We start from the raw sequence: 21215 nt of genomic DNA, 5'->3' as shown, positions 1-21215 counted from the left end.
CCCCGCGTCCGGCACCCCGGGCCACCGGACGAAGGCACCCATTAAACAAATATTGGTGCCGACCGGCGTATGGCTGATGGCTCCCTTAAAAACATCAACGGTGCCGGTCGGCACCCATGTCAGCCCTGTTCCCCGTAGCCGCCAACCTGCCGTTCCCCCACCAGGCACGGAAGCCGTTGAGACTCGCATTGCCGTGTCGATGGGCAACTTGGTGGCTGCAGCACTGACACTTATATCTAATTCCACTGGACTTAGAATGTCAACCTTCGAAACCAACCCGTTATGACAACGGGCGCCACCGGTTTTCACCGATGACGCCCGTGGCGTCATATCTTGCCGTCGAGGCTCAGTTCAGGAGCAGGACGCTGGCCTTGGGCGACAGGCTGGCGTCGAGGATGGCGCAGCCGCCGCCGATGGCGGCGACCTCCGGGCCCAGCTCGGAATCGACGACGCTGATCGAATGGACGTCCTTAGCGTTGAAGCGCTGGTTGATAATCTCGGCGGCCCCGGACAGGACGTGGTCGCTAATCAGCGGCCAGTAGGGTCCGCCGTAGATGACCTTGTCGACGTCGAGGGCGTTGATCAGCTGGGCGACCATATCGGCGGTCCGGCCTGCGAAGTCGCGCAGTAGTCCGATGGCGACCTCGTTGCCTTCGTCCGCCAGTTCGGCCAGCTTCATCATCCCTTCGGCCCGTCCGGCGACATCGGCGTTCTCCGGGATGCCCAGGTCCAGCCCCGCCTTGGTGGCCTTGTTGTCGAGGTTCTCGAAGGAGGTCGCCCCGGCCAGGCAGTCCTTGCGACCGCAGGCGCAGAGCCCGGTCTCCTCACCGACCGAGAAGTGGCCGATCTCCCCCGCGTTATTGCTCACCCCACGGACGATCTCCCCGTTGATGACCATGCCCACGCCGATGCCCGCCCCGACGTAGACGAACACGAAGTCCTGCTCGTCCTCGGGGTTCTTGCCGTTCCAGACCTCGGCGATGGACGCCGCGATCGTGTCCTTTTCCAAGATGACGTTCAGCCCCAGCTTGGCAGCCAACGGCTTGACGAACTCGACCTTGGTCCAGCCATCGAGCAGCGGCGGCGCCGTGACGTGTCCACCCTCCAGATCCATCGGTCCGGGGACGACGACGCCGACCCCGACGACGCGGTCCCGGGGCTGCCCGGATTCCTTGATCAATTCCTCGACGGCCTCGGCCATCTGGTCCACGGTGGATTCAGGATCCACCACGGCCGGGGTGAAGTACCGCTTGGAATGGAGCACTTCGCCGCGCAGGTTCAGCATCACCTGGGTGATCCCGGCCGGGTCCAGGTGGATGCCGACCGCGAGCTGGCGGTTGACTTCGAGTTCCAGCACGGTCCGCGGCTTCCCCGGACCGGAGACGATGGTGCGGTCCTCACGAACCAGCCCCTCATCGAGCAGGCGACGGACGACGTTGGAGATCGTTTGGGGCGACAAACCGGTGGATCCCGCCAATTCGACCCGACTAACTCCGTCGAGCGCCCGCCGGATCGATTCAAAGATAACCGCTTGGTTGAAGTCGCCTAGGCGCCCAAGGTTGGTGCCGCGCTGCATGTAATCTCCAGATCATTTCGTACCACGGATGATTGTTGATCGTGGCGTGTCTCTCCCAAGCAACGCCACCCAGACCGTGCTCCTGAGGAGCACATGGTCCTTGATTCTACATATACGACCAGTCCCCATGGCCGAGCGCCATGGCCAAAGCCCCCAAACCCGGCCCTGTTCAGCCGGTGGAAGCCGTTTCTCCGGGCCGGGACGCCGGGGCGCGTTGCGGTGGGCCGCCGCTCACTGCCCCGGGGCCGCTTCGGGGCCCGTGGAGGCGAACTGGGTCCGGTAGAGCTCGGCATACCGTCCACCGACGGCGAGCAGTTCGGCATGGCTTCCGCGTTCGACGATCCGACCTCCCTCGACCACGAGGATGGCATCGGCGGTGCGGATCGTGGAGAGCCGGTGGGCGATGACCACGGCCGTCCGACCGGCCAGGGCCTCCCCCAGCGCAGCCTGGACCGCTGCCTCGCTGGTCGAATCCAGGGCCGCCGTGGCCTCGTCCAGCAGCACGACCCGCGGGGCGCCAAGCAGCAGGCGGGCAATGGTCAGGCGTTGGCGTTCGCCCCCGGAGAGCCGATAGCCGCGTTCGCCCACCATCGTGTCCAGCCCGTCGGGCAGTGTCCGGATCAGGTCGTCGAGCCGGGCCCGCCGCAGGGCATCCCACAGAGCCTCGTCGGAGGCCTCCGGATGGGCCATGCGCAGGTTCGCCGCGATGGTGTCGTGGAAGAGGTGGCCGTCCTGGGTCACCATGCCTATGGTGGCCCGCATCGAGGCGAAGCGGGCCTCGCGGACATCGAGTCCGGAGAACTCCACGGAACCCTGATCGACGTCGTACAGCCGGGCCAACAATTGCGCGATGGTCGATTTTCCCGCACCCGAGGAACCGACCAGCGCGTAGGTCTGCCCTGCGGGGACCTCGAAGTCGATGCCATGCAGGACCTCCTGGCCACCTCGGCTGTCCAGCACGGACACGTCCTCGAGCGAGGCCAGGGAGACCTTCTCGGCGCTGGGGTAGCCGAAGCGCACGTCGCGGAAGCGCACCGATACCGGCCCGGCGGGAACGTCGGTGGCCTCGGGGCTCTCGGTCAACAGCGGTTTCAGGTCCAGGATCTCAAAGACCCGGTCGAAGGAGACCAGCGCGCTCATCACCTCCACCCGGGCATTGGCCAGCCCCGTCAGCGGCGCGTACAGGCGTGTCAGCAGCAACGCCAGGGTCACCACGTCACCGGCCTTCAGCCGGCCCTCGAGGGCGAAGGCACCGCCGAGCCCGTAGACCAGTGCCAGGGTCAGGGCCGTGACCAGGGTCAGCGAGGTCACGAAGAAGAACTGGCGCATGGCGGTCTTCACCCCGATGTCGCGGACCCTGGCGGTGCGTTCGGCGAAGGCCTGCGCCTCGACCTCGGGTCGGCCGAAGAGCTTGACCAGCGTGGCCCCCGGCGCCGAGAAGCGTTCGGTCATCTGCGTGCCCATATCCGCGTTGTAGTCCGCGGCCTCGCGGCGCAGGCGGGCCACGGTGGCCCCCATGCGTCGGGCGGGGATCAGGAAGATCGGCAGCATCAGCACCGCGATCAGGGTCAGTTGCCAGGAGTAGCTGACCATCACCCCCGCGGTGAGGATGAGGGCCACGACGTTGCTGACGACCCCGGAGAGGGTTCCGGCGAAGGCCTGCTGGGCACCGATGACGTCGTTGTTCAGCCGGCTGACCAGGGCCCCGGTCCGGGTCCTGGTGAAGAAGGCGATGGGCATCTTCTGCACGTGTTCGTAAACGGTGGTGCGCAGATCGTAGATGACTTGTTCACCGAGGCTGGAGGAGAGCCAACGGTTCCACAGCGAGACGCCGGCTTCGGCGATGGCCACGGCCGCGATCAACAAGGCCAGCCGCACGATGGTGGACAACGGCCCGTCGGCGACGATGGCGTCGATGACCTTGCCGGCCAGCACTGGGGTCGCCACGGCCAGGACCGCGGCGACGGCCGACAGGATGACGAACAGGCTCAACCGGCGCCCGTAGCCGCGGGCGAAATCAATGATCCGACGCACGGTCCCGGGGGCGAACTGCCGCCCGGTTTTTCCCGAGGACATCTTATGCAGGGAGCTCCAGGCTGCCTGGTCCATGCTCACGGCGGGGTCCTTCCATCACGACGTCCCGGCACGTTGCCGGGACGCGCCCCCATGCTACCCGCGGCGGGGCACCCCTAGGCTGCCGGTTCCGGCCGGCGGGCGGGACGCTCGCGTTCGTCGAAGGTCCGGCTGGGTTCTTCGGTATGCGGAACGAACCCGACGGTCATGGCCTTATAGCCGGGGGTGTTCGACTCCCTGGCGACCAGTCCCCGGTGGACCAGGGCATTGGCTTCCGGGAAGTAGGCGGCCGCGCAGCCGCGGGCCGTGGGGTAGGCCACGAGCCGGAACCGGTTGGCTCGGCGCTGGGTTCCGCCGAACGTGGAGATCACATCCACCAGGTCGCGGTCCGTGAATCCGAGCTCGGCCAGGTCCTCCGGGTGGACCAGGATGACCCGACGCCCGTTGGAGATCCCGCGGTAGCGGTCGTCCAGACCGTAGAACGTGGTGTTGTACTGGTCGTGGCTGCGCAGCGTCTGCAGGATCAGGTGCCCCTCGGGAGCCGAAAGGTATTCCAAGGGGCTGACCGTGAAGCGGGCCTTGCCGATGTCGGTGGCGAAGGTCCGGGTATCACGCGGCGGGTTCGGCAGGACGAATCCGTTGCGGGTGCGCACCCTCCGGTTGAAGTCCTCGAAGCCCGGGCAGACGGCGGCGATGTGATCGCGAATGACGTCGTAGTCCTGGGCCATGGTCCGCCAGTTGACCGCATGGTCCTCCCCCAGCGTCGCCGCGGCCATGCGGGCGACGATGACCGGTTCGGCCAGCAGGTGCCGGGACATCGGGGCGAGCCGGCCCTGGGTGGTGTGCACGACGGACATGGAGTCCTCCACCGAAAGGAACTGCGGGCCGGTGGGGTGCTTATCGTCGCGATCGGTGCGCCCCAGCGTGGGCAGGATCAATGACGTCCTGCCGTGGACGACGTGGGAGCGGTTGGGTTTGGTGGAGATGTGCACGGTCAATCCGGCCCGGCGCATCCCGGCCTCGAGTGCTTCGGTATCGGAGCAGGCCAGCGAGAAGTTCCCGCCCATGGACACGAAGACATCGACGTCGTCGTTCTCGAAGGCCTCGACCGTGTCGGTGGAGTCGTAGCCGTGCTCGCGGGGGGTGGTGATGCTGAATTCCGCATCCAGGGCGGCCAGGAAGTCCTCCTTCGGTTTCTCCCACACCCCCATGGTGCGGTCCCCCTGGACGTTGGAGTGACCGCGGACCGGGCAGGCGCCGGCCCCCGGCTTGCCGAAGTTCCCCTGCAGCAGCAGGACGTTGATCAGTTCCTTCAGGGTGTCCACGGAATGCGGCTGCTGGGTCAGTCCCAGGGCCCAGCAGATGATGGTTCCCTTGGATTTGGCCAGCATCGAGGCGACCGTCGAGATCTCCTGGCGGGAGAGTCCGGTGGCTTCCTCGGTGGCTTCCCAATCGATCGTGGCCCGGGCCGCGGCATAGGCGTCGAAACCATTGGTCTGGGACTCGACGAATTCGCGGTCCACGATGCTGCCCGGGTGACGGGCCTCCTCCGCCAGGAGCAGGTGACCGAACGCCTGGAACAGGGCCAGGTCCCCGCCGACCTTGATCTGCAGGAATTCATCGGCGATCCGGGTCCCGCCCCGGACCAGGCCGTCGACGGTTTGCGGGTCGCGGAAGTTGAGCAGGCCGGCCTCGGGCAGCGGGTTCACGGCGACGACCTTGGCCCCGCGTTTGCGGGCGTCGGCCAATGCCGAAAGCATGCGCGGATGGTTGGTCCCGGGGTTCTGCCCGATGACGAAGATCAGCTCGGAATGTTCGAAGTCCTCCAGCGATACCGTCCCCTTGCCGATGCCGATGGTCGGGCTCAGCGCGGTGCCGGAGGACTCGTGGCACATGTTCGAACAGTCGGGCAGGTTGTTCGTCCCGATGCTGCGGGCGAAGAGCTGGTACATGAACGCCGTCTCGTTCGCGGTGCGTCCCGACGTGTAGAAGACGCAGCGGTCGGCGGTCGTGGCGTTGATGTGCTCGCCCACGGTGGCGAAGGCCTGCGACCAGGAGACGGGCCGGTAGTGGCTCTCCCCTTCACGGATCATCATCGGTTCGGTGATCCGGCCCTGGTTTCCCAGCCAGTACTCGGTCTTGTCGCCCAGGTCCTCGATGGAGTGTTCGGCCCACCAGGCGGCGTCGGCCGTCCGGGTGGTGCTCTCCTCGGCGAGGGCCTTGGCCCCGTTTTCACAGAATTCGGCGGGCTTACGGGCCCCGGTGATCGATTCGGGCCAGGCGCAGCCGGGGCAGTCGACCCCTCCGCGCTGGTTCACCCGCAGCATCGAGCGCAGCGTCCGGCTGACCCCGGCCTGGGAATATCCGCGGTCCAAGGCGACCATGACCGCCTTGACCCCGGCCGCCGTCGTCTTCGGGGCGCCGACTTCCAGCGCATCCTCATTGATGTCCTGTTCAGGAGCCGAGCGCTTCACGTCGACCGTCCTACTTCCTGTTGTCCGGGGCGGCCGGGGCGTGGGGCGCCGGCGCCTGGTGGTCCACGGAGTCGTCGGTGTCGATCCGCTCCGGGTGGGTATAGAGGTTCACGCTGCTTCCGCGGGCGAAGGCCGCAACGGTCAGTCCGGCCCGCTCGGCGAGTTCCACGGCCAGTGACGAGGGCGCCGAGACGGCGCAGAGCACGGGGATGCCGGCGAGGTAGGCCTTCTGCACCAGTTCGAAGGAGGCCCGGCCAGAGACCTGCAGGACGGTGTCGCGCAGCGGCAGCCTGCCTTCCCGCAGGGCCCAGCCGACGACCTTGTCCACGGCGTTGTGCCGTCCGACGTCCTCGCGCAGGCACAGCAGGTTCCCGTCCGTGTCGAACAGTCCTGCCGCGTGGACCCCGCCGGTCTTGCCGAAGAGTTCCTGGCTCGAGCGCAGGGTCGTGGAGAGTCCGAGGAGGGTTCCGACGCCGATGACTCCGCTGGACGGGGCCACGGTGAACCGGCTGGTCTTGGCGACCGCGTCGATGGAGGCCGTGCCACAGATCCCGCAGGAGGAGGACGTGAAGATATGCCGGTCCAGGGACGGGTCGGGGATGATGGCGCCTTCGCCCAGGCCTGCTTCGACGACGTTGAAGGTCTGGCGGCCGTCCTCGTCCTCGCCGGCGCAGAACCGCATGCTGCTCAATTCCTCCGGGCCGCCGATGATTCCCTCGCTGACCAGGAAGCCGGCCACCAGGTCGAAGTCGTTGCCGGGGGTGCGCATGGTGATGCTGAAGACGCGCCGGCCCAATCGGATCTCCAACGGTTCCTCAGCGGCGATCGTCTCTTCGCGGACACGGGAGCCGGTCTCCGAGGAATAGTGGACGACACGGCGCCGCCGGGTCAGTCTGCCCACCCGTTGGCCTCCTTCTTCGCGCCGCCGATCTCGGACCACAGGGGTTCCACGGCGGATTCTTTCACCGACCGTACCATGGCAGTTCCAGGTAGGTGAGCTCTCCTCCGGCCGCCACTCCCTCCGGGGGGACGACCATGACGACGTCGGCCTGGGCCAGGCCACGCATCATGGCCGAGCCGGTGTGTTCGGAGGCCACCAGCTGCTGCCGGGCCACCGGATCCGTCCATCGGGCTGGCAGGAGCCGGTGGGAGTGCCCGGCCCCCCGGACCGCCTCCCCGGTCCGCACGGCCACCGGCGCCGACGGCGGTTGGCCGTTGGCTCCTTGGAGCAGGGGTTCCAGCAAGGTCACCACGGCCATGAAGGCCGCCAGGGGGTTGCCCGGCAGTCCCACCAGGAGCCGTCCGCCGGGCAGGCCCCGCAGCAGGGCCGGGTGCCCCGGCCGCATCGCCACCGAACCCACGATCGAGGTTCCCCCGAGTTCCTCGGCCACCGGACGCACATGGTCGGCGGGCGAATGCCCGGTCCCCCCGGTGCTGAGCACCACATCGGCGCCCCGGGCGGAGTCGGAGTCCAGTGCGTCCCGGGTCGCCGGGGCGTCGTCCCCGATCCGCAGCACGTCCGCCACGACCCCGCCGAGGGCCTCGATGCACCCCGGAAGCACCGGACCGAAGGTGTCCCTGACCTGTCCCGGGGCCGGAATGCCCGCGGTGACCACCTCGTCGCCGGTGAGCAGCAGACGGATCCGCACCGTCGAGGCGACCGGCAGCTGGTCATGTCCTCCGACGGCGACCACCGCGATGCGCCCCGGCGTCAGACGGGTGCCGGCACGAAGGAGCAATTCCCCTTCGGCGGCCTCGCGGCCCGCCGGGCGGATATCGGCCCCCGCGGCGGGGGCGTCGGGGGTGGAGAGTGTTCCGGTGGCCGCCTCCAGCTCGCTTGCTTCCTGCCGGAGCACCGCCGTCGCCCCCTCGGGCACAGACTCCCCGGTCACGATGGCCCGGGCCCGGCCCGGTTCCAGCGGCGACGGCGTGCTGCCGGCGCCTGCGTGGGGCCGCGGTTGTTCGGCGTCGTCCCCGGAATCCTCCCGGGGCCGTTCCACCTGCCAGGGACCTTCCCCCGCCACGGCCCAACCATCCATCGCCGAGGAGGCATAGTGGGGCATGGTGTGCAGGGAGTGGATATCCTGCGCCAGGACCCTCCCGGCAGCCCGGGCCAGAGGGACCAGTTCGGGCTCCCTACGGGCCGCCGCCAGCGCGCTTCCGGCCTCGTAGGCCAGGCGTCGCGCCTGGTGCCAGTCTGCTTCTGGCACTATTGCTCGGAGCCGCTGCGCCGTGCCAGCAGTTCGTTGACCCGCTGCGTGGCCCCCTGCATGGAGGCCTTGTCATCAGCCATGCCGGCTCCGGCCGCCAACCCGGCGGCAAAACCTGCGACGTAGGTGGTCACGGGCGCGGCCGGACGAATGATCGAATGCGCGGCGACTCCTGCCATGCCCAGGATGGCGTCGATGTCCACGGGGGCCTCGGGGATCTCGAGTCCCTTCAGCAGTTCGGTGACCCATTCATCCAGCTCGGGCATCTCGGACATCCATACCTCCTGTTGCAGCGGGCTACCGGCCCCTGGCTTCATCCGACGGGCGGCTGATTCCTGCCCGGTCGGCGTCTTCCCAAGTGTCCACGTCGGTGTAGTCCACACCGTCGAGGGACACCCTGACTATCTGCACCTTAGCAAGCAGGCGCATCATCGAGGAGTTGGCCAGCCCCTTCCCCTGGCTCGTCGCGGACTCGACGGCCTGGACCAGTGCCCCGGTCTCCACCACACAGCTCAGGGGTTGGAGTCTTCCGTCGGCATCCACCGGGACCCAGGCCCTGCCGAAGTCGACTTGCCCCAGGCCCTGGGCCTCGATTCCTTCGGTGGCGGGCGTCGGCGCAACGGGGCCGACCGCTTGGTCGCCGGCATGGGCCACGATGCCTTCGACCACCGGGCCGGGATCGATCAGGTCGGCGGCCAGGATCAGGGTCAGGGGTGCCTGTTCCACCGGGGCCGGGACTTCCCCGGCCGTCCCTTCACCCAGGCTGTGCAGGCCGGCGGCCACGGCGGCCGCCGGGCCGGCGAAGGCCGGGTATTCGCGGGTGAGCGTCAGGATCTGTCCGGCGGCTGCCCCCTGGGCGTAATCCGAGATCACGGGGTTCAATTCCGTCGGACCGACCACGGCGATGCGGTTCGCCGACGACGCGGCCCGGAGGGCATGTTCCAACAGGGTGGACCCCCCGTGGGCCAGCAGTGGCTTATCGCGTCCGCCCAGCCGGCTCCCCCGGCCACCGGCGACGATGATGGCGTCGAATTTCATGCTGCCGTCCCGGTGAGGAAGTCCGACCATCCGGGTGCCGGACGCTCCAGTTCGGTGATGAACCATTGGGGCCCGCGGGGCCGGAGGGGTGTGAATCTGGGTTTCCATCCCAGCTGGCGCAAGGTCTTGTCTCCCTTGGTGCTGTTGCAGTCCAGACAGCAGGCGATGAGGTTCTCCCAGGTGTTGGTGCCTCCGCGGGAACGGGGCGTGATGTGGTCGACGGTGGTGGCTGCCTTGCCGCAGTACCCGCATCGGCGGCCGTCCCGGCGCAGCACTCCGCGTCGGGTGACGTTGGCTGCGTTCCGGTAGGGCACCTTGACGTACCGGTTGAGCAGGATCACCGACGGTCTTCCGACGACCGTCCGTGGGGTCACCACTGGTTCGCTGTCCTCGGCCAGGACGCTGGCTTTGCCGGTCAGCACAAGAAGCAGCGCCCGGCGGAAGGTCACCACCGCCAGTGGTTCATATCCTGCATTCAATACCAGGGTTCGCATAGGCGTTCCTTGTCGTGGTGTCCACCCGTGGTCAGCGGACCAAACCGTTGACCGCGGTTCTCGTGCAAGGTCCATCGGGCACCAGCCTAAGCCCGCAACCCCCGTCGTGGGGACCACCCCGCCTCGTCGCCGCGCGTGTCACTCCTGCCCCCACGACGAATTCATGCTGCCCTGTCCGGGGGGTTCATGCCCGGGATCGTTTCCCGTCGTCGGGGTGTCCGCTGGCTTAAAAGTAGTGGAGCCCCCACCCTTTCGGGTGAGAGCTCCACTAGATGCTAAGTCTATTAGCCAGCGATCGTGTAGTAGCCGACCAGCGGGGCCGCGTACGGGCCCGTGGTGTCGCGGATGACCGTGCCGGCCTTCGGGTTCTGGGCCCCGACCATCTTGCCGCCACCGATGTAGATGCCGACGTGCGAGTCGTTGCTCTGGAAGACCAGGTCGCCCGGCTTCGGGCTGGAGGTGCGCACGAGCTTGCCGGAGGCGCGCTGTGCCGCGGCGTTGTGCGGCAGGCTGACGCCGGCCTTGCCGTAGATGTACTGCACGAAGCCGGAGCAGTCCCAGCCGCCCGGGGTCGAGCCGCCGAAGACGTATGGGGATCCGATGTACTGCTTGGCCATGCTGGCAATGCTGGAGTTGCCGGTGCTCGGGGCAGTCTTCGTTTCCTTCTTCGTCACGTTGGAGGACGTCGAGGAGGTGTTGCCCGAGGACGCGTTGTTCGAGGAGGAGTTGCTCGACGAAGTGTTGCTCGAGGACGAGTTGCTCGAGGAAGTCGAGTTCGAGGCGGCAGCGGCCTGACGACGCTCGGCGGCAGCTTCCTGAGCTGCTTCCTGGCGCTCGGCGGCAGCTTCCTGAGCTGCTTCGCGACGCTCGGCGGCGGCCTTCTCGGCTGCCTCGCGCTCTGCCTTCTGTGCTGCGCGGTAGTCGGCGCCATCGGTGGCGGACTTGATCGAGCGAACCTTGACGACCGGGGCGTCCTTCTTCTTCGCGGCAGCGACCTTGACCGTGCCCTGCACGGAGGCCTTCTTGGCGACGAGGTCGGCCTGCAGGACGTCGGAAACCGGCGCCTTATCTGCTTCGCGGGTGGCCGGGGTGGCCTGGGCGGGAACGCCGATGGACAGGACGAGGCCCGATGCTGCGGCGATCACGGCGGCCTGACGGCCAACGGAGCCTGCGTTGGAGGACACTGCCTTGGAGATCGACTCCAACGGATTGGTGCGAACTGGGGTGGCGCGGTGACGGCCAAGAGCGTGACGCGTGGTCATGAATTGATTACCTCTCCCAATGCCTGCGAGGTGAGCTGTCGGATTCGAGTGGGAGTCACTCGGTGTCTGGCCCGCTGGACGGACCCTGACACTTAACCCCAAGGATCCTGATGGACCCGAAATGTGGTTCCCCCGCTACTGCCAAGCGATTTTGCGAACGGACCTCGGGCAGTGGCAGTATTCGGCAATCTGCTCGAGTGTGCCTGACCCCTATGCGGTCTGGCACGACGACAACATTATATGAAGTGCTTCTAAAAGTCACGTTCAGGTCACGAAACGGTTAGCTCCAGGTCACGACCCGCGACTTTCCGGGGCTAAAGCCACCCTGCGGGGTCAACCGGCGTGTCGTCGACCAGGACTTCCAGATGGACATGGCAGCCGGTGGAGTTTCCGGTCGTCCCGCTCAGGGACACCACCTGGCCACGCTTGACCTTTTGCCCCACCGACACCTTGAGGCTGCTGTTGTGGTTGTAGGTGGTCTCCAGGCCGTTGCCGTGGTCGACGCGGACCCGGTTGCCCGAATGCCCGGCCCAGCCTGCCTGCACCACGGTGCCCGCGGCCGAGGCCTTCACCGGGGACCCGCAGGCCATTCCGTAGTCCTGTCCGATGTGGACCTGTCCGCCCGCACCGGTGGGATTCGACCGAGCGCCGAACGGGGAGGTGATCCGGACATGATCAACCGGCTGGGCAAGGACGCCGCGGGTATTGATCCGACTGACGTCCCCCCTCGAGGCGGACATCAGGTAATCGAGCTGGTCGTCCTTGCTGAAGCTGCTGGAGACCGAGGCGCGGACGATGGCGAAGTCATCGGAGTCCGGCACGTCGACGTCGGCGATATTGGCGCTGGCCTGGTGGGCGACCCGCTCATCGGGCCCGGCGGGCTCGTCGCCGCCATCCAGCGCCGGGTACGCGGCCGCCAAGGCCAACCCGGAGACCGCTGCCACGGCGGCAAACCGGTGGCTCCAGGCCAGGACGGGGCGGCGCGGGGAATGCGTGCGAGCCCGGGGGCCGGCGGCGCGGACACCGACGGGCAGGCCGATCACCGTGGAATCGAACGACTCCCTGGTGTCCTGCGGTGCGGGGAAAGACTGTTGGCTGCCTGCCGGATCGGCCAGGAGCGGAACGATGTCGGCAAGATCGGCCGGCTGCTCGGCGGCAACCGCCTGGGCTGCCTCCCAACGCACCGAAGTCGCTGGTGCCGCGTAACGCATGGTCGACGCAAACCGCCGGGGCACATACGGGCCGTGGACGATGTCCGGTGCTACAGCTTCGGCCAGCGGTGCCGGGGCGGCACGCCGCCCGGAACGTTTTTGCTCTGTCAAACGAGAGACCTCTCATGGCGCCTGCGGAGTTAGCTGTCGGGTTCGGATCCCACGGATCCGGCCGCGCACAAAGCTGCAGCTTCACCCCAAGACGGCCTGGTGCCAAGGAAACAGGCGAGCCGGCCGTCGGTGTTTGGGTTCTCCACCCCTGCCTGTCATTTGGGCGAACGGACCCGATCCGCAGGCAGGGCTAAGCGTCGGAACGAGTGGATGAGGACGAATCCCCATCCGTTATCCACGCTACCCGAATCGGATACGAAGTAACAGTTCCGTTATAACTATATCGACTATAGCGATTGCCGTGCCACGAAAACGTGGGCACTGACCTCCACGGGAAGCTCCAGGGCTCCTTCGATCCCCTCGACGCGGACCAGGACGTAGTCCCCCGCCCGTTCCAGGGTCACTTGGGCCCCGGGACGGATGCCGCCTTCATTGAGCTGGGCGAGCAGTTCGGGATCCACCTGGATCGCCTCGGCCAGCCGTTCGACGGCCACCGGCCCGGTGTTCTCGTCCAGCAAGGCGGAGTCTAGGTTCTGTACCCCCATGGAGAATTCGTGGGCCGCCGGTCCCCCGAGGGCCTCCAACCCGGGAATCGGGTTGCCGTAGGGAGAGTCGGTGGGTTTGCCCAGCAGATCGTAAAGCCGCTTTTCGACGCGCTCGCTCATGACGTGCTCCCACCGACAGGCCTCGTCGTGGACGTATTCCCAATCCAGTCCGATCACGTCGGCCAGCAGCCGCTCGGCCAGACGGTGTTTGCGCATCACCGAGGTGGCCCGTTCCCGTCCAGTGACCGTGAGTTCGAGGTGCCGGTCCTGGTTGACGACCACCAGGCCGTCGCGTTCCATCCGGGCGATCGTCTGCGAAACCGTCGGCCCTGAATGGTCCAGGCGTTCGGCAATGCGGGCACGCAGAGCCGTGATTTCCTCTTCCTCGAGTTCCAAAATGGTCCTCAAGTACATTTCCGTGGTGTCGATCAGATCTGTCACTGCGTGGCACTCCTGTAGGGCGGGGCGGTCAAGGGGGAACCCGTGGTTGCAACTCTACCTGCGTTAACAATGCCACCTGCTTTCGGCATTCCACCAACTGTTGCGCCACCATTGGTCCGGGGTATTTTCCGAACCCACGAAGTCCACACCACTGATTTCACCGATGGCAGGAGCACCACTTGACCGACTCTCTGAGCATCCCCGCATCCCTCCTGCCGGCGGATGGCCGGTTCGGCGCCGGCCCCTCCAAGGTCCGTCCCGCGCAGTTGGAGGCCCTGGCAGCGGCCAACCCCGGGATCCTGGGGACCTCGCACCGCCAGGCCCCGGTCAAGAACCTGGTCGGCAGCATCCGTGAGGGCCTGTCCACCTTCTTCAGCGCCCCCGAAGGTTACGAAGTCATCCTCGGTGTCGGCGGCTCCACGGCCTTCTGGGACGTCGCCTCCTTCGGCCTGGTCGAGCAGAAGGCCCAGCACCTGTCCTTCGGCGAGTTCGGTTCGAAGTTCGCCAAGGCCACCGACCGGGCCCCTTTCCTGCAGGGGTCCTCGATCATCTCCTCGGAGCCCGGCACCCGGCCGACCCCGCTCGCGGAGCCGGGCGTGGACGTCTACGCCTGGCCACAGAACGAAACCTCCACCGGTGTCGCGGCACCGGTGAAGCGTGTGGAGGACGCCGACGACGGGGCCTTATTGCTGGTCGACGCGACCTCGGCGGCTGGAGGGCTGGCCGTGGACGTGTCCGAAACCGATGTCTACTACTTCGCCCCGCAGAAGAACTTCGCCTCCGACGGCGGTCTCTGGTTGGGCTTGTTCTCGCCCGCTGCGCTGGAACGCGCCGGACGCGTGGGGTCGGGCGAGCGTTGGATCCCCGATTTCCTGGACCTGCGCACGGCCATCGACAACTCGTTGAAGAACCAGACCTATAACACCCCGTCGCTGGCCACCCTCGTGACCCTGGATGAGCAGATCTCCTGGCTCAACGACCAGGGCGGTCTTGATTGGGCGGCAGCCCGCACCGCCGACTCGGCGGGCCGGGTGTATTCATGGGCCGAGGCCTCCGAGGTCGCAACCCCCTATGTCGTGAAGACCGAAGACCGGTCCAACGTCATCACCACCATCGACTTCGACGATTCCATCGACGCCGCCCGGGTGGCCTCCATCCTGCGCTCCAACGGCATCGTGGATACCGAGCCGTACCGGAAGCTGGGCAGGAACCAGCTGCGGATCGCCACGTTCGTGGCGATCGAACCGGACGACGTCTCGGCCCTGACCGCCTGCATCGACTACGTCGTGGAGAACATGTAGCCGCTATCGGCGACGACGGCGGGACCGGGAGCGCTGCGGACCCCGGCCCGCAGGCTGCTGGGTCTGCTCGGCCGCGGGGGCTTCCTCCCCGTCCCCGTCATGCTGCTCATCGGCCGGAGCCTGCGCGGGCTCGGCCGCCGACCCCTTCCCGGTGCCCGTGGCCGCGGAGGCGGCTGCGCCGTCGCTCTGTTCTGGCTTTTGTTCCGGTTCCTTGCCGCCGGATTCCTGCCCCGCGGCTTCGGCCGCCTCGGCTTCCCGTTGGGCCTGGAGTTCCTCGGGGCGGACCCGGTCGGCCCACGGCACCCATGCGGGGGCCACGATGGCTCCTTCGCCGGGCAACAGCCCGGTCTCGCAGACCGTGGCCACCTTCCCGCGCGGAACCCGGGCCAGTGTCACGTACCAGTTCCATCCGGCGTACCCGGGGAGCCTGGCCTCGAAACGGTGGGTCAGCACGCGATCGTCATCAGCGGCGACGCCCAGGTGCTCCCCCACCCAGCCGGGTTCCACGGTGGCCGACAGCGTCATGCGGGCGAGGTCGGTTTCGGCGCTCAGAAGGGCGTCGACTTTTGGTGCCCGTGCCATGATCAGGCGTCCAAATCGTCGGCGACGCGGCGCAGGACCGCAGCAATCTTGGTGGCCTGGCCCTTCTCGGGGTACCGGCCCTTGCGCAATCCATTGGAGACCTTGTCGAGGACCTTGATGAGATCCTCGATCAGGATCGCCGTGTCCTCTGCGGGCTTCCGCTTGCCACGGACCACCGAAGGGGCGGCCTCCACGACGCGCGCCGTCAATGCCTGGGCCCCTTTACGGCCCTGAGCGATCCCGAACTCCATACGGGTGCCCGCGCGGACCTCGCTGACGCCCTCGGGCAACGCCGAGGCGTGCAGATACACCTCCTGGCCGTCGTCGGTGACCAGGAACCCGAAACCCTTGGAGGCTTCAAACCACTTCACTTTGCCAAAAGGCACTTCGCCTACCTCGTTCTCGCGTACCGGCGACGCCCGGCCCGATGGCCGCGCCGCGTCTGGATTCCCGACCGAACCCGCATCGACTGCGTCTGGGCGCGGATGCGATCCTGGTCGGGGAAGTCTATTCGTCTAGAGTACGGCATGGGCGCGGCCGAGAGGACTTTGTCCGCCGCCCCGACGCTGATATTTTGACCGGGTGAACACCCTTGATTCCCCCGCCACCGCACAGCGCATCGTGACCGTGTTGGCCGCGGCAATCGCCCTGGTCTCCGTTGCGTGCCTGTCCTTCGTCCTGATCCAGTACACCGCGGGTGCCACTCCATTCACCCCGGTCATGGCCGTCGGCCTCTACGGGCTACCGGTCGCCTTCTTGTTGCTCATCACCCTGCTTCTGCTGCGCATCAACGCCAGACGGCGTCGATGAGACCATCGGCCCGCGCCGATACCCTCGTACCATGGCACACAACTGGCGCACAGAAAACTCCCAGACTTTACACGCACAATTGGTGCCATGACTGACAAACCTGCGGAAGCCAAGCTCCTCGTCGTCGACGACGAACCCAATATCCGTGAGCTGCTGTCCACCTCCCTGCGTTTCGCCGGCTTCGACGTCACCGCTGCGGCCAACGGCCGTGAAGCCTTGGCCGCCGTCGAAAAGGAACTCCCGGATCTTGCCGTGCTGGACGTCATGCTCCCGGACATGGACGGGTTCACCATCACCCGCAAGCTCCGCGCGGCCGGCCGCCACTTCCCCGTCCTGTTCCTGACGGCACGCGACGGAACCGAGGACAAGGTCCAGGGCCTGACCGTCGGGGGCGACGACTATGTGACCAAACCATTCAGCCTCGACGAGGTCGTGGCCCGGATCCGTGCCGTATTGCGACGGACCCAGCCGCTGGACGAGGACGATGCGATCATCCGCGTGGACGATCTGGAACTCGACGACGATGCCCACGAAGTCCGCCGTGCCGGCGAAGTAGTCGACTTATCCCCCACCGAGTTCAAGCTGTTGCGCTACCTGATGATGAATCCGAACCGGGTGCTCTCCAAGGCCCAGATCCTCGACCACGTCTGGGAATACGATTTCAACGGGGACGCCTCCATCGTCGAGTCCTATATTTCATACCTGCGCCGGAAGATCGATGCCCGGGAGGACTGGCCGGCCATGATCCAGACCAAGCGGGGGGTCGGCTACCTGCTGCGCTCGGCCGATCGGCGCTAGGTCCGGCCTCTGGTGCGTTCGCTCCCCCGCCTCCTGCGGCAGGTATCCCTCCGCTCCAAGCTCGTGGCCCTCATGGCCACGTTGATGATGTGCGGGGTGCTGGTCACGGCATTGTCCGCGTGGGCCTCGCTTCGGCTGACGCTGCAGGACCAGATGGATACCGATCTCAAGGACAACTCGATCGCCCTGGCGAACATCATGTGGTCTTCCTGGAAGAACCAGGAGATGCCCAGCGAGGGGGCGACGCTGGAGTTCAACCGCTTCCGGGGGACCTTGCGGGACAACGACGGCAACGTGCGTTACGAACTCCCCCATCGAAAGCACACCGATGCACCCGAAGTCCCGCCGATGACCGTCGATGAGGTCCGGGACCTGAAATCCTTCAACATGGACGTCCCCGGCACGGAGGAATCCTCCCGTGGCTGGCGCACGGGTATCTACACCCTGCGCAACAACGACGGATACATCGTCGTCTCACTGCCCCTGCAGTCGACGATGGGCACCGTGGACAAGGCCACGAAACTCGTGGTCACCAGTGGCACGCTGGTGACCCTGGTGATGTCGATGATCGCCTACGGCATCACGGGGAGGGCCCTGAGGCCGTTGGTCCGGGTCGAACGCACCGCCGCGGCGATTGCCGCCGGGGACCTTTCCCGACGTGTTGAGGAATATCCCCCCGAAACCGAGGTCGGCCGATTATCCCGTTCTCTGAACGCGATGCTGGCCCATATCGAGCAGGCCTTCCGCGGGCGGGCCGCCTCCGAACGCAAGATGCGCCGCTTCATCCAGGACGCCTCCCATGAGCTACGGACCCCTCTGGTGACCATCCAGGGCTACTCCGAGCTCTACCGGCACGGCGGGGTGAGCGGGGAAGAGCAGATCGGGACGGCCATGGGCCGGATCGAAGGCGAGGCCAAACGCATGGCCCAGCTCGTGGAGGATCTGTTGACCCTGGCCCGCCTCGATGAACAACGCCCCTTGGAACGCCAACCGGTGGATCTGCTGCAGTTGGGCTCGGATGCCGTGGAGGACGCCCGGGTCAATGCCCCAATGCGCGAAGTCCGTCTGGTGGGCCTGGACGGACCGCAGGCCACCAGCGCCCCCAGTAGCGGCGATGAGCTTCGGCTGCGCCAGGTCGTGGGGAACCTGATGACCAATGCACTGCGCTATACCCCCGAAGGCTCACCCCTTGAAGTGGCGGTCGGGGTCCTGCCGGTGATCGACGGGCGTTCGGATGCCGTGCTGGCGATCCGGGACCACGGCAGCGGGATCTCCGAGGAGGACGCAGCCCGGGTGTTCGAGCGGTTCTATCGGGCCGATAGCTCCCGCCAGCGGGAGACCGGCGGAACCGGACTCGGATTGGCGATCGTCGCGGCCATTGTCGCCCAGCACGATGGGTCCGTCCGACTCACCGAAACCCCTGGTGGTGGGGCCACCATGTCCATCCACCTGCCGTTGGTCCCCGCCGACTCCTCCTCCACGGACGACGACGGGTCCTGAACCTTCCACAGTTTGTTCCCGATCGGCGCGGGAGCGCTTCCTACTCGTGCATCGTGTTGCTGGGGCACATCCGGGTGTCCCCGACCGTGGAGGTCAAGGAAACGAGCGGGGAGTCACCATGAGTAGTTTTTCGGCCAACACAGCAGAAATGCGCGGACGGGCCCAAGCAGTCCAAGGGACCATCGAGCGCCTACGTGCCGAGGTGAACACCATGCAGGCCGGTCTGCGGGACCTCGAGTCCTCCTGGCACGGGGCTGCTGCCTCGAATTTCCAGGCCGTCGTCGCCGATTGGCGGGCCACCCAGATGAAGGTCGAAGAATCCCTGACCGCCATCAACACCGCCTTGTCCCATGCCTCACAGCAGTACGACGATGCCGAGGCAGCAAATGCAAGGATGTTCACCTACTAAGCGGGGCCCCGTTCCGGGCCGCGGCCCTCGCCGAGGCGCCGACAGAGGCCTTCTCTCTGGGGGCTTCCTGTTCAGAAGATTTCTCATCGGTCATGCCATCGGACTCTTCCGCGGGACGCGACGGTTCCGGGATTCGGCCGGCACCTTGACGCCAGGCCTGGACGATCCACGACCGTAACCGCTCCCAGGTGACGTCGCGGATGAAGATCGCATCAATCGCAATCATGGCCAACGAGAACCAGGGCAGGCCCATAAGGACGGCGATGCCGACGTGGAATCCCACCATCGCGAACAGCGCAGGGATCCTCGTCCATCTGAACAACAACGCCCCGGGGAACGTCAGCTGGATGATGATTGAGCCGATGCTGGCGATCGCTACCGCGGGTCCCCAGGCCGTGACCAGGTCGCTGAGCTCCGGCCAGGGCCCGAACCGGACCGTCTGCAAGGGGGCATACACCGCGGTTCCGTCACGCCAGGGCGCCCCACCGGCCTTATAGAGGGCACCCGAAACGTAGACGAAGATGACCTGGCAGGCCAGCACGACGATGACGAGGTTATGCGCCAGGGTCGGCACCGGGTCGGGGACGATCCGAGCGAGGATCCCAGCCCCCTTCCCCGCCCTCTGCTTGCCTGCGCGTTTGGCTCGACGGCGCGCATCGAGCGACCAACGCCCCGAAGGATCAGCGAAGATGAGACCGATCAACGCAATGCGGAAGATATTGTCTCCCTGGTCCGAGGCCAGATCCTGGACCTCGATGAGGCTGACCCACATCACCGTGAACAGCGGGAGGAGGATCCTGGTGCGGTACCCCAGGATGACGGTCACGGCCAGAGCGCCGGTCAGTAGATAGAGCAACGTCAGGGCGGTGTCGTTGGTTGCTGCATGGCGGAAGGCCGAAAACAGCCAGGAGGCGGACAGCTTGCTCTCGGGGTCCTGGATCTGGCCCGTCCATGCCGCACCCGAGCCAAAGGTGTAGTACCGGCTTCCGAAGTTGGTGGTCCACAGCCCCAATGCGGCGATTCCGAGGAGGATCCGGGTGACGGCGAGGCCGTATCTGGCCTTTTTGGTGTCCAGCAACCAGTTTTCGATCGTCACCAAGACGCCGCCGATGGCGGCCAGGAGGTGCCGGGGGCCTTCGCTCCAGAACGAGCCCCACAATCCGGCTACTCCGCCTTTGAAGCCGGCGAACCTGCGTGAAAAATCTTCCATGCTATCTTTCGCCCCTTGCCCGGTTGAAGACTTCGGCGAACCTTTCCTGGTTCTGACCCGGTACGGTGTATCGGCCGCGCCAGCCCGTCGATATCACTACTGCCTCGGGACGTTTGGCCTCAGGATCATGCCGGTGCTTGAACGGAACGACGCTTTGGCGGCTGACCTCGAATTCGACGTAGTTCACCGCGTCTCCCCATACGGCATGGGCTACTTGGGTTGCGTAGGCCGTGGTGGTCTTCTCCGCCTCCATATGTGCCTCGGCGCGATGCTTTTCTGCCGTTGATTCCGCGGAGGCGATCAATGACTGATCAAGCCTGGCGAGCCAATCGTCACCTTTGAAATAGCCGGCGGCGACAACATCCTTCTGGGCCTTCTCGAGTTTGTCGAAGGTCTTCTTATAGTCACGCCCCTGAATCCCCCCGAGAATTGCGGCCCGCTGCGGAGACAGGTGGTGCGTCAGCATGCGTGACTCGACGTCGGTGGCATCGACCCATTCGGTTGCCTTCTTCGAACCTTCTAGCTGGGCCCGCACCTTGACGGTGTAGTCGCCGTTGACCGGGGAGGGAGCGAAGACGCTCCAGCTTTGTCCGAACAACGGCATCATGTAGCTACTCAACGCCTTCTGCGGAACGAGGTCCCGCAAACCACTCGGAGGAGCCACCCATAGGAAGGTGGCCAAAAGGTGCCAAGCCGTGATCGCGACGCACCCGATCGTGACGCCGCGCAACCACGCCGGACGCTTTCTGGTGGGCATTGGAGTGTGTGTCATCAGGGGAATACCTTCGGCCCTTCCGCCAGCGGTACAGCCAACTGCTGGTGTACCGCGACGGTTACGAATAAATGGTGTGGGCTGGCACATCGTCTCCGATGTGCCAGCCCACGTCTTATTGCCTCCGTTAGGAGACTGAACGCCTCCGAGCGATCAGCAGTGCAGTACCACCGGCGAGCAGCAGAGCCAGGGCTGCGAGGCCCAATGGCAAGCTGGTCGCACCGGTGGACGCAAGCCCGCCGCCGTTGTTGACGTTCACACCGGAACTAGCGGAGTCGCTATCTGCTCCGGTTCCAGCGCTGGCATCCGCGGACGAGTCCGCATCGGCAGAAGCCGATGAGTCGCCAGCAGCAGTCACCATGAATCCGACGGTAGTTTCGGATCCGTTGGACTCCTGG

General features: G+C 66.5%; 20 protein-coding genes, 1 pseudogene and 2 riboswitches. Of the genes and pseudogenes, 5 read left to right on the top strand and 16 right to left on the bottom strand.

The features are described from left to right. Positions 1-346: 346 nt before the first annotated feature. The 11 genes from ACT3UE_RS14435 to ACT3UE_RS14385 form a co-directional block, all read right to left on the bottom strand. Positions 347-1576 (bottom strand): ROK family protein, encoded by a 1230-nt coding sequence (locus ACT3UE_RS14435; protein ID WP_444555436.1) that lies wholly within the window; start codon positions 1574-1576, stop codon positions 347-349. A 231-nt stretch (positions 1577-1807) separates the two neighbouring features. Continuing rightward, the gene (locus tag ACT3UE_RS14430; protein WP_444555435.1) at positions 1808-3691 is read right to left on the bottom strand and encodes an ABC transporter ATP-binding protein; all 1884 of its coding nucleotides are present in this window, start codon (positions 3689-3691) and stop codon (positions 1808-1810) included. A 74-nt stretch (positions 3692-3765) separates the two neighbouring features. After that, entirely contained in the window at positions 3766-6123 is a 2358-nt protein-coding gene (locus ACT3UE_RS14425; protein ID WP_444555434.1) for an FdhF/YdeP family oxidoreductase, read from the bottom strand. Positions 6124-6133: 10 nt separating this feature from the next. Then, the gene (fdhD, locus tag ACT3UE_RS14420) at positions 6134-7024 is read right to left on the bottom strand and encodes a formate dehydrogenase accessory sulfurtransferase FdhD (RefSeq protein ID WP_444555433.1); all 891 of its coding nucleotides are present in this window, start codon (positions 7022-7024) and stop codon (positions 6134-6136) included. 61 nt (positions 7025-7085) lie between these two features. Beyond that, positions 7086-8333, bottom strand: coding sequence for a molybdopterin molybdotransferase MoeA (locus ACT3UE_RS14415; RefSeq protein ID WP_444555432.1), 1248 nt, complete (start codon positions 8331-8333; stop codon positions 7086-7088). Further along, positions 8333-8608 carry a DUF6457 domain-containing protein gene (locus ACT3UE_RS14410; RefSeq protein ID WP_444555431.1) on the bottom strand — a complete coding sequence of 92 codons (276 nt, stop codon included), beginning with the start codon at positions 8606-8608 and terminating at the stop codon, positions 8333-8335. Before ACT3UE_RS14410 ends, ACT3UE_RS14415 begins: the two co-directional genes overlap by 1 nt. A gap of 22 nt (positions 8609-8630) precedes the next feature. After that, positions 8631-9371, bottom strand: a complete 741-nt coding sequence (locus tag ACT3UE_RS14405) for an NTP transferase domain-containing protein (protein ID WP_444555430.1) — start codon at positions 9369-9371, stop codon at positions 8631-8633. Continuing rightward, positions 9368-9865: an HNH endonuclease gene (locus ACT3UE_RS14400; protein WP_444555429.1), complete on the bottom strand. Its 498-nt coding sequence runs from the start codon at positions 9863-9865 to the stop codon at positions 9368-9370. Before ACT3UE_RS14400 ends, ACT3UE_RS14405 begins: the two co-directional genes overlap by 4 nt. 284 nt (positions 9866-10149) lie before the next feature. Continuing rightward, the gene (locus tag ACT3UE_RS14395; RefSeq protein WP_444555428.1) at positions 10150-11127 is read right to left on the bottom strand and encodes a C40 family peptidase; all 978 of its coding nucleotides are present in this window, start codon (positions 11125-11127) and stop codon (positions 10150-10152) included. 6 nt (positions 11128-11133) lie between these two features. Further along, a riboswitch (cyclic di-AMP (ydaO/yuaA leader) is annotated at positions 11134-11308 on the bottom strand. Between the two features lie 133 nt (positions 11309-11441). Further along, positions 11442-12449, bottom strand: coding sequence for a M23 family metallopeptidase (locus tag ACT3UE_RS14390; RefSeq protein WP_444555427.1), 1008 nt, complete (start codon positions 12447-12449; stop codon positions 11442-11444). A 4-nt stretch (positions 12450-12453) separates the two neighbouring features. Beyond that, a riboswitch (cyclic di-AMP (ydaO/yuaA leader) is annotated at positions 12454-12625 on the bottom strand. 111 nt (positions 12626-12736) lie between these two features. Further along, positions 12737-13435, bottom strand: coding sequence for a metal-dependent transcriptional regulator (locus ACT3UE_RS14385; protein WP_444555426.1), 699 nt, complete (start codon positions 13433-13435; stop codon positions 12737-12739). Between the two features lie 179 nt (positions 13436-13614). Between ACT3UE_RS14385 and serC the strand changes: the two genes are divergently transcribed. Then, positions 13615-14736 carry a phosphoserine transaminase gene (gene serC, locus ACT3UE_RS14380; protein ID WP_444555425.1) on the top strand — a complete coding sequence of 374 codons (1122 nt, stop codon included), beginning with the start codon at positions 13615-13617 and terminating at the stop codon, positions 14734-14736. Positions 14737-14739: 3 nt separating this feature from the next. Here serC and ACT3UE_RS14375 read toward each other — a convergent pair whose 3' ends face one another. Together ACT3UE_RS14375 and ACT3UE_RS14370 are read right to left on the bottom strand one after the other, a co-directional pair. After that, on the bottom strand, positions 14740-15318 hold the full coding sequence (locus ACT3UE_RS14375; protein ID WP_444555424.1) for a DUF3027 domain-containing protein: 579 nt from the start codon (positions 15316-15318) through the stop codon (positions 14740-14742). Between the two features lie 2 nt (positions 15319-15320). Continuing rightward, a complete protein-coding gene (locus tag ACT3UE_RS14370; RefSeq protein ID WP_444555423.1) occupies positions 15321-15704 on the bottom strand; it encodes a cold-shock protein in 384 nt (127 codons plus the stop codon). Positions 15705-15900: 196 nt separating this feature from the next. On the opposite strand from ACT3UE_RS14370, the gene ACT3UE_RS14365 reads away from it, so the two are divergent. The 4 genes from ACT3UE_RS14365 to ACT3UE_RS14350 all read left to right on the top strand — a co-directional run bounded on the left by ACT3UE_RS14365 (position 15901) and on the right by ACT3UE_RS14350 (position 18835). Then, entirely contained in the window at positions 15901-16128 is a 228-nt protein-coding gene (locus ACT3UE_RS14365; RefSeq protein ID WP_444555422.1) for a hypothetical protein, read from the top strand. An 87-nt stretch (positions 16129-16215) separates the two neighbouring features. Next, a complete protein-coding gene (locus ACT3UE_RS14360) occupies positions 16216-16926 on the top strand; it encodes a response regulator transcription factor (RefSeq protein ID WP_444555421.1) in 711 nt (236 codons plus the stop codon). A 12-nt stretch (positions 16927-16938) separates the two neighbouring features. Further along, the gene (locus tag ACT3UE_RS14355; protein WP_444566935.1) at positions 16939-18426 is read left to right on the top strand and encodes a sensor histidine kinase; all 1488 of its coding nucleotides are present in this window, start codon (positions 16939-16941) and stop codon (positions 18424-18426) included. A gap of 118 nt (positions 18427-18544) precedes the next feature. Further along, positions 18545-18835: a WXG100 family type VII secretion target gene (locus tag ACT3UE_RS14350; protein ID WP_444555419.1), complete on the top strand. Its 291-nt coding sequence runs from the start codon at positions 18545-18547 to the stop codon at positions 18833-18835. On the opposite strand, the gene ACT3UE_RS14345 is transcribed toward ACT3UE_RS14350, so the two are convergent. From ACT3UE_RS14345 to ACT3UE_RS14335, 3 genes and pseudogenes are all read right to left on the bottom strand, one after another. Continuing rightward, complete coding sequence (locus tag ACT3UE_RS14345) at positions 18825-20045, bottom strand: HTTM domain-containing protein (RefSeq protein ID WP_444555418.1); 1221 nt, start codon at positions 20043-20045, stop codon at positions 18825-18827. The genes ACT3UE_RS14350 and ACT3UE_RS14345 overlap by 11 nt on opposite strands. A 1-nt stretch (position 20046) precedes the next feature. Beyond that, positions 20047-20802: a DUF5819 family protein gene (locus tag ACT3UE_RS14340; protein ID WP_444566936.1), complete on the bottom strand. Its 756-nt coding sequence runs from the start codon at positions 20800-20802 to the stop codon at positions 20047-20049. A 142-nt stretch (positions 20803-20944) separates the two neighbouring features. Then, positions 20945-21215, bottom strand: a pseudogene (locus ACT3UE_RS14335) (hypothetical protein); the annotation flags it as partial.

The organism is Arthrobacter sp. 179 (genome assembly GCF_052379645.1).
Taxonomy (GTDB): Bacteria; Actinomycetota; Actinomycetes; order Actinomycetales; family Micrococcaceae; genus Arthrobacter_H.
This window is presented reverse-complemented; position numbering and strand designations above follow the sequence as displayed.

Bases quoted from the DNA above. Each gene is read 5' to 3' on its own strand.
- ACT3UE_RS14395 (WP_444555428.1), bottom strand. From the start codon at position 11,127: ATGACCACGCGTCACGCTCTTGGCCGTCACCGCGCCACCCCAGTTCGC.
- ACT3UE_RS14345 (WP_444555418.1), bottom strand. From the start codon at position 20,045: ATGGAAGATTTTTCACGCAGGTTCGCCGGCTTCAAAGGCGGAGTAGCC.
- ACT3UE_RS14410 (WP_444555431.1), bottom strand. From the start codon at position 8,608: ATGTCCGAGATGCCCGAGCTGGATGAATGGGTCACCGAACTGCTGAAG.
- ACT3UE_RS14435 (WP_444555436.1), bottom strand. From the start codon at position 1,576: ATGCAGCGCGGCACCAACCTTGGGCGCCTAGGCGACTTCAACCAAGCG.
- ACT3UE_RS14400 (WP_444555429.1), bottom strand. From the start codon at position 9,865: ATGCGAACCCTGGTATTGAATGCAGGATATGAACCACTGGCGGTGGTG.
- ACT3UE_RS14340 (WP_444566936.1), bottom strand. From the start codon at position 20,802: ATGCCCACCAGAAAGCGTCCGGCGTGGTTGCGCGGCGTCACGATCGGG.
- ACT3UE_RS14360 (WP_444555421.1), top strand. From the start codon at position 16,216: ATGACTGACAAACCTGCGGAAGCCAAGCTCCTCGTCGTCGACGACGAA.
- ACT3UE_RS14375 (WP_444555424.1), bottom strand. From the start codon at position 15,318: ATGGCACGGGCACCAAAAGTCGACGCCCTTCTGAGCGCCGAAACCGAC.
- ACT3UE_RS14350 (WP_444555419.1), top strand. From the start codon at position 18,545: ATGAGTAGTTTTTCGGCCAACACAGCAGAAATGCGCGGACGGGCCCAA.
- ACT3UE_RS14405 (WP_444555430.1), bottom strand. From the start codon at position 9,371: ATGAAATTCGACGCCATCATCGTCGCCGGTGGCCGGGGGAGCCGGCTG.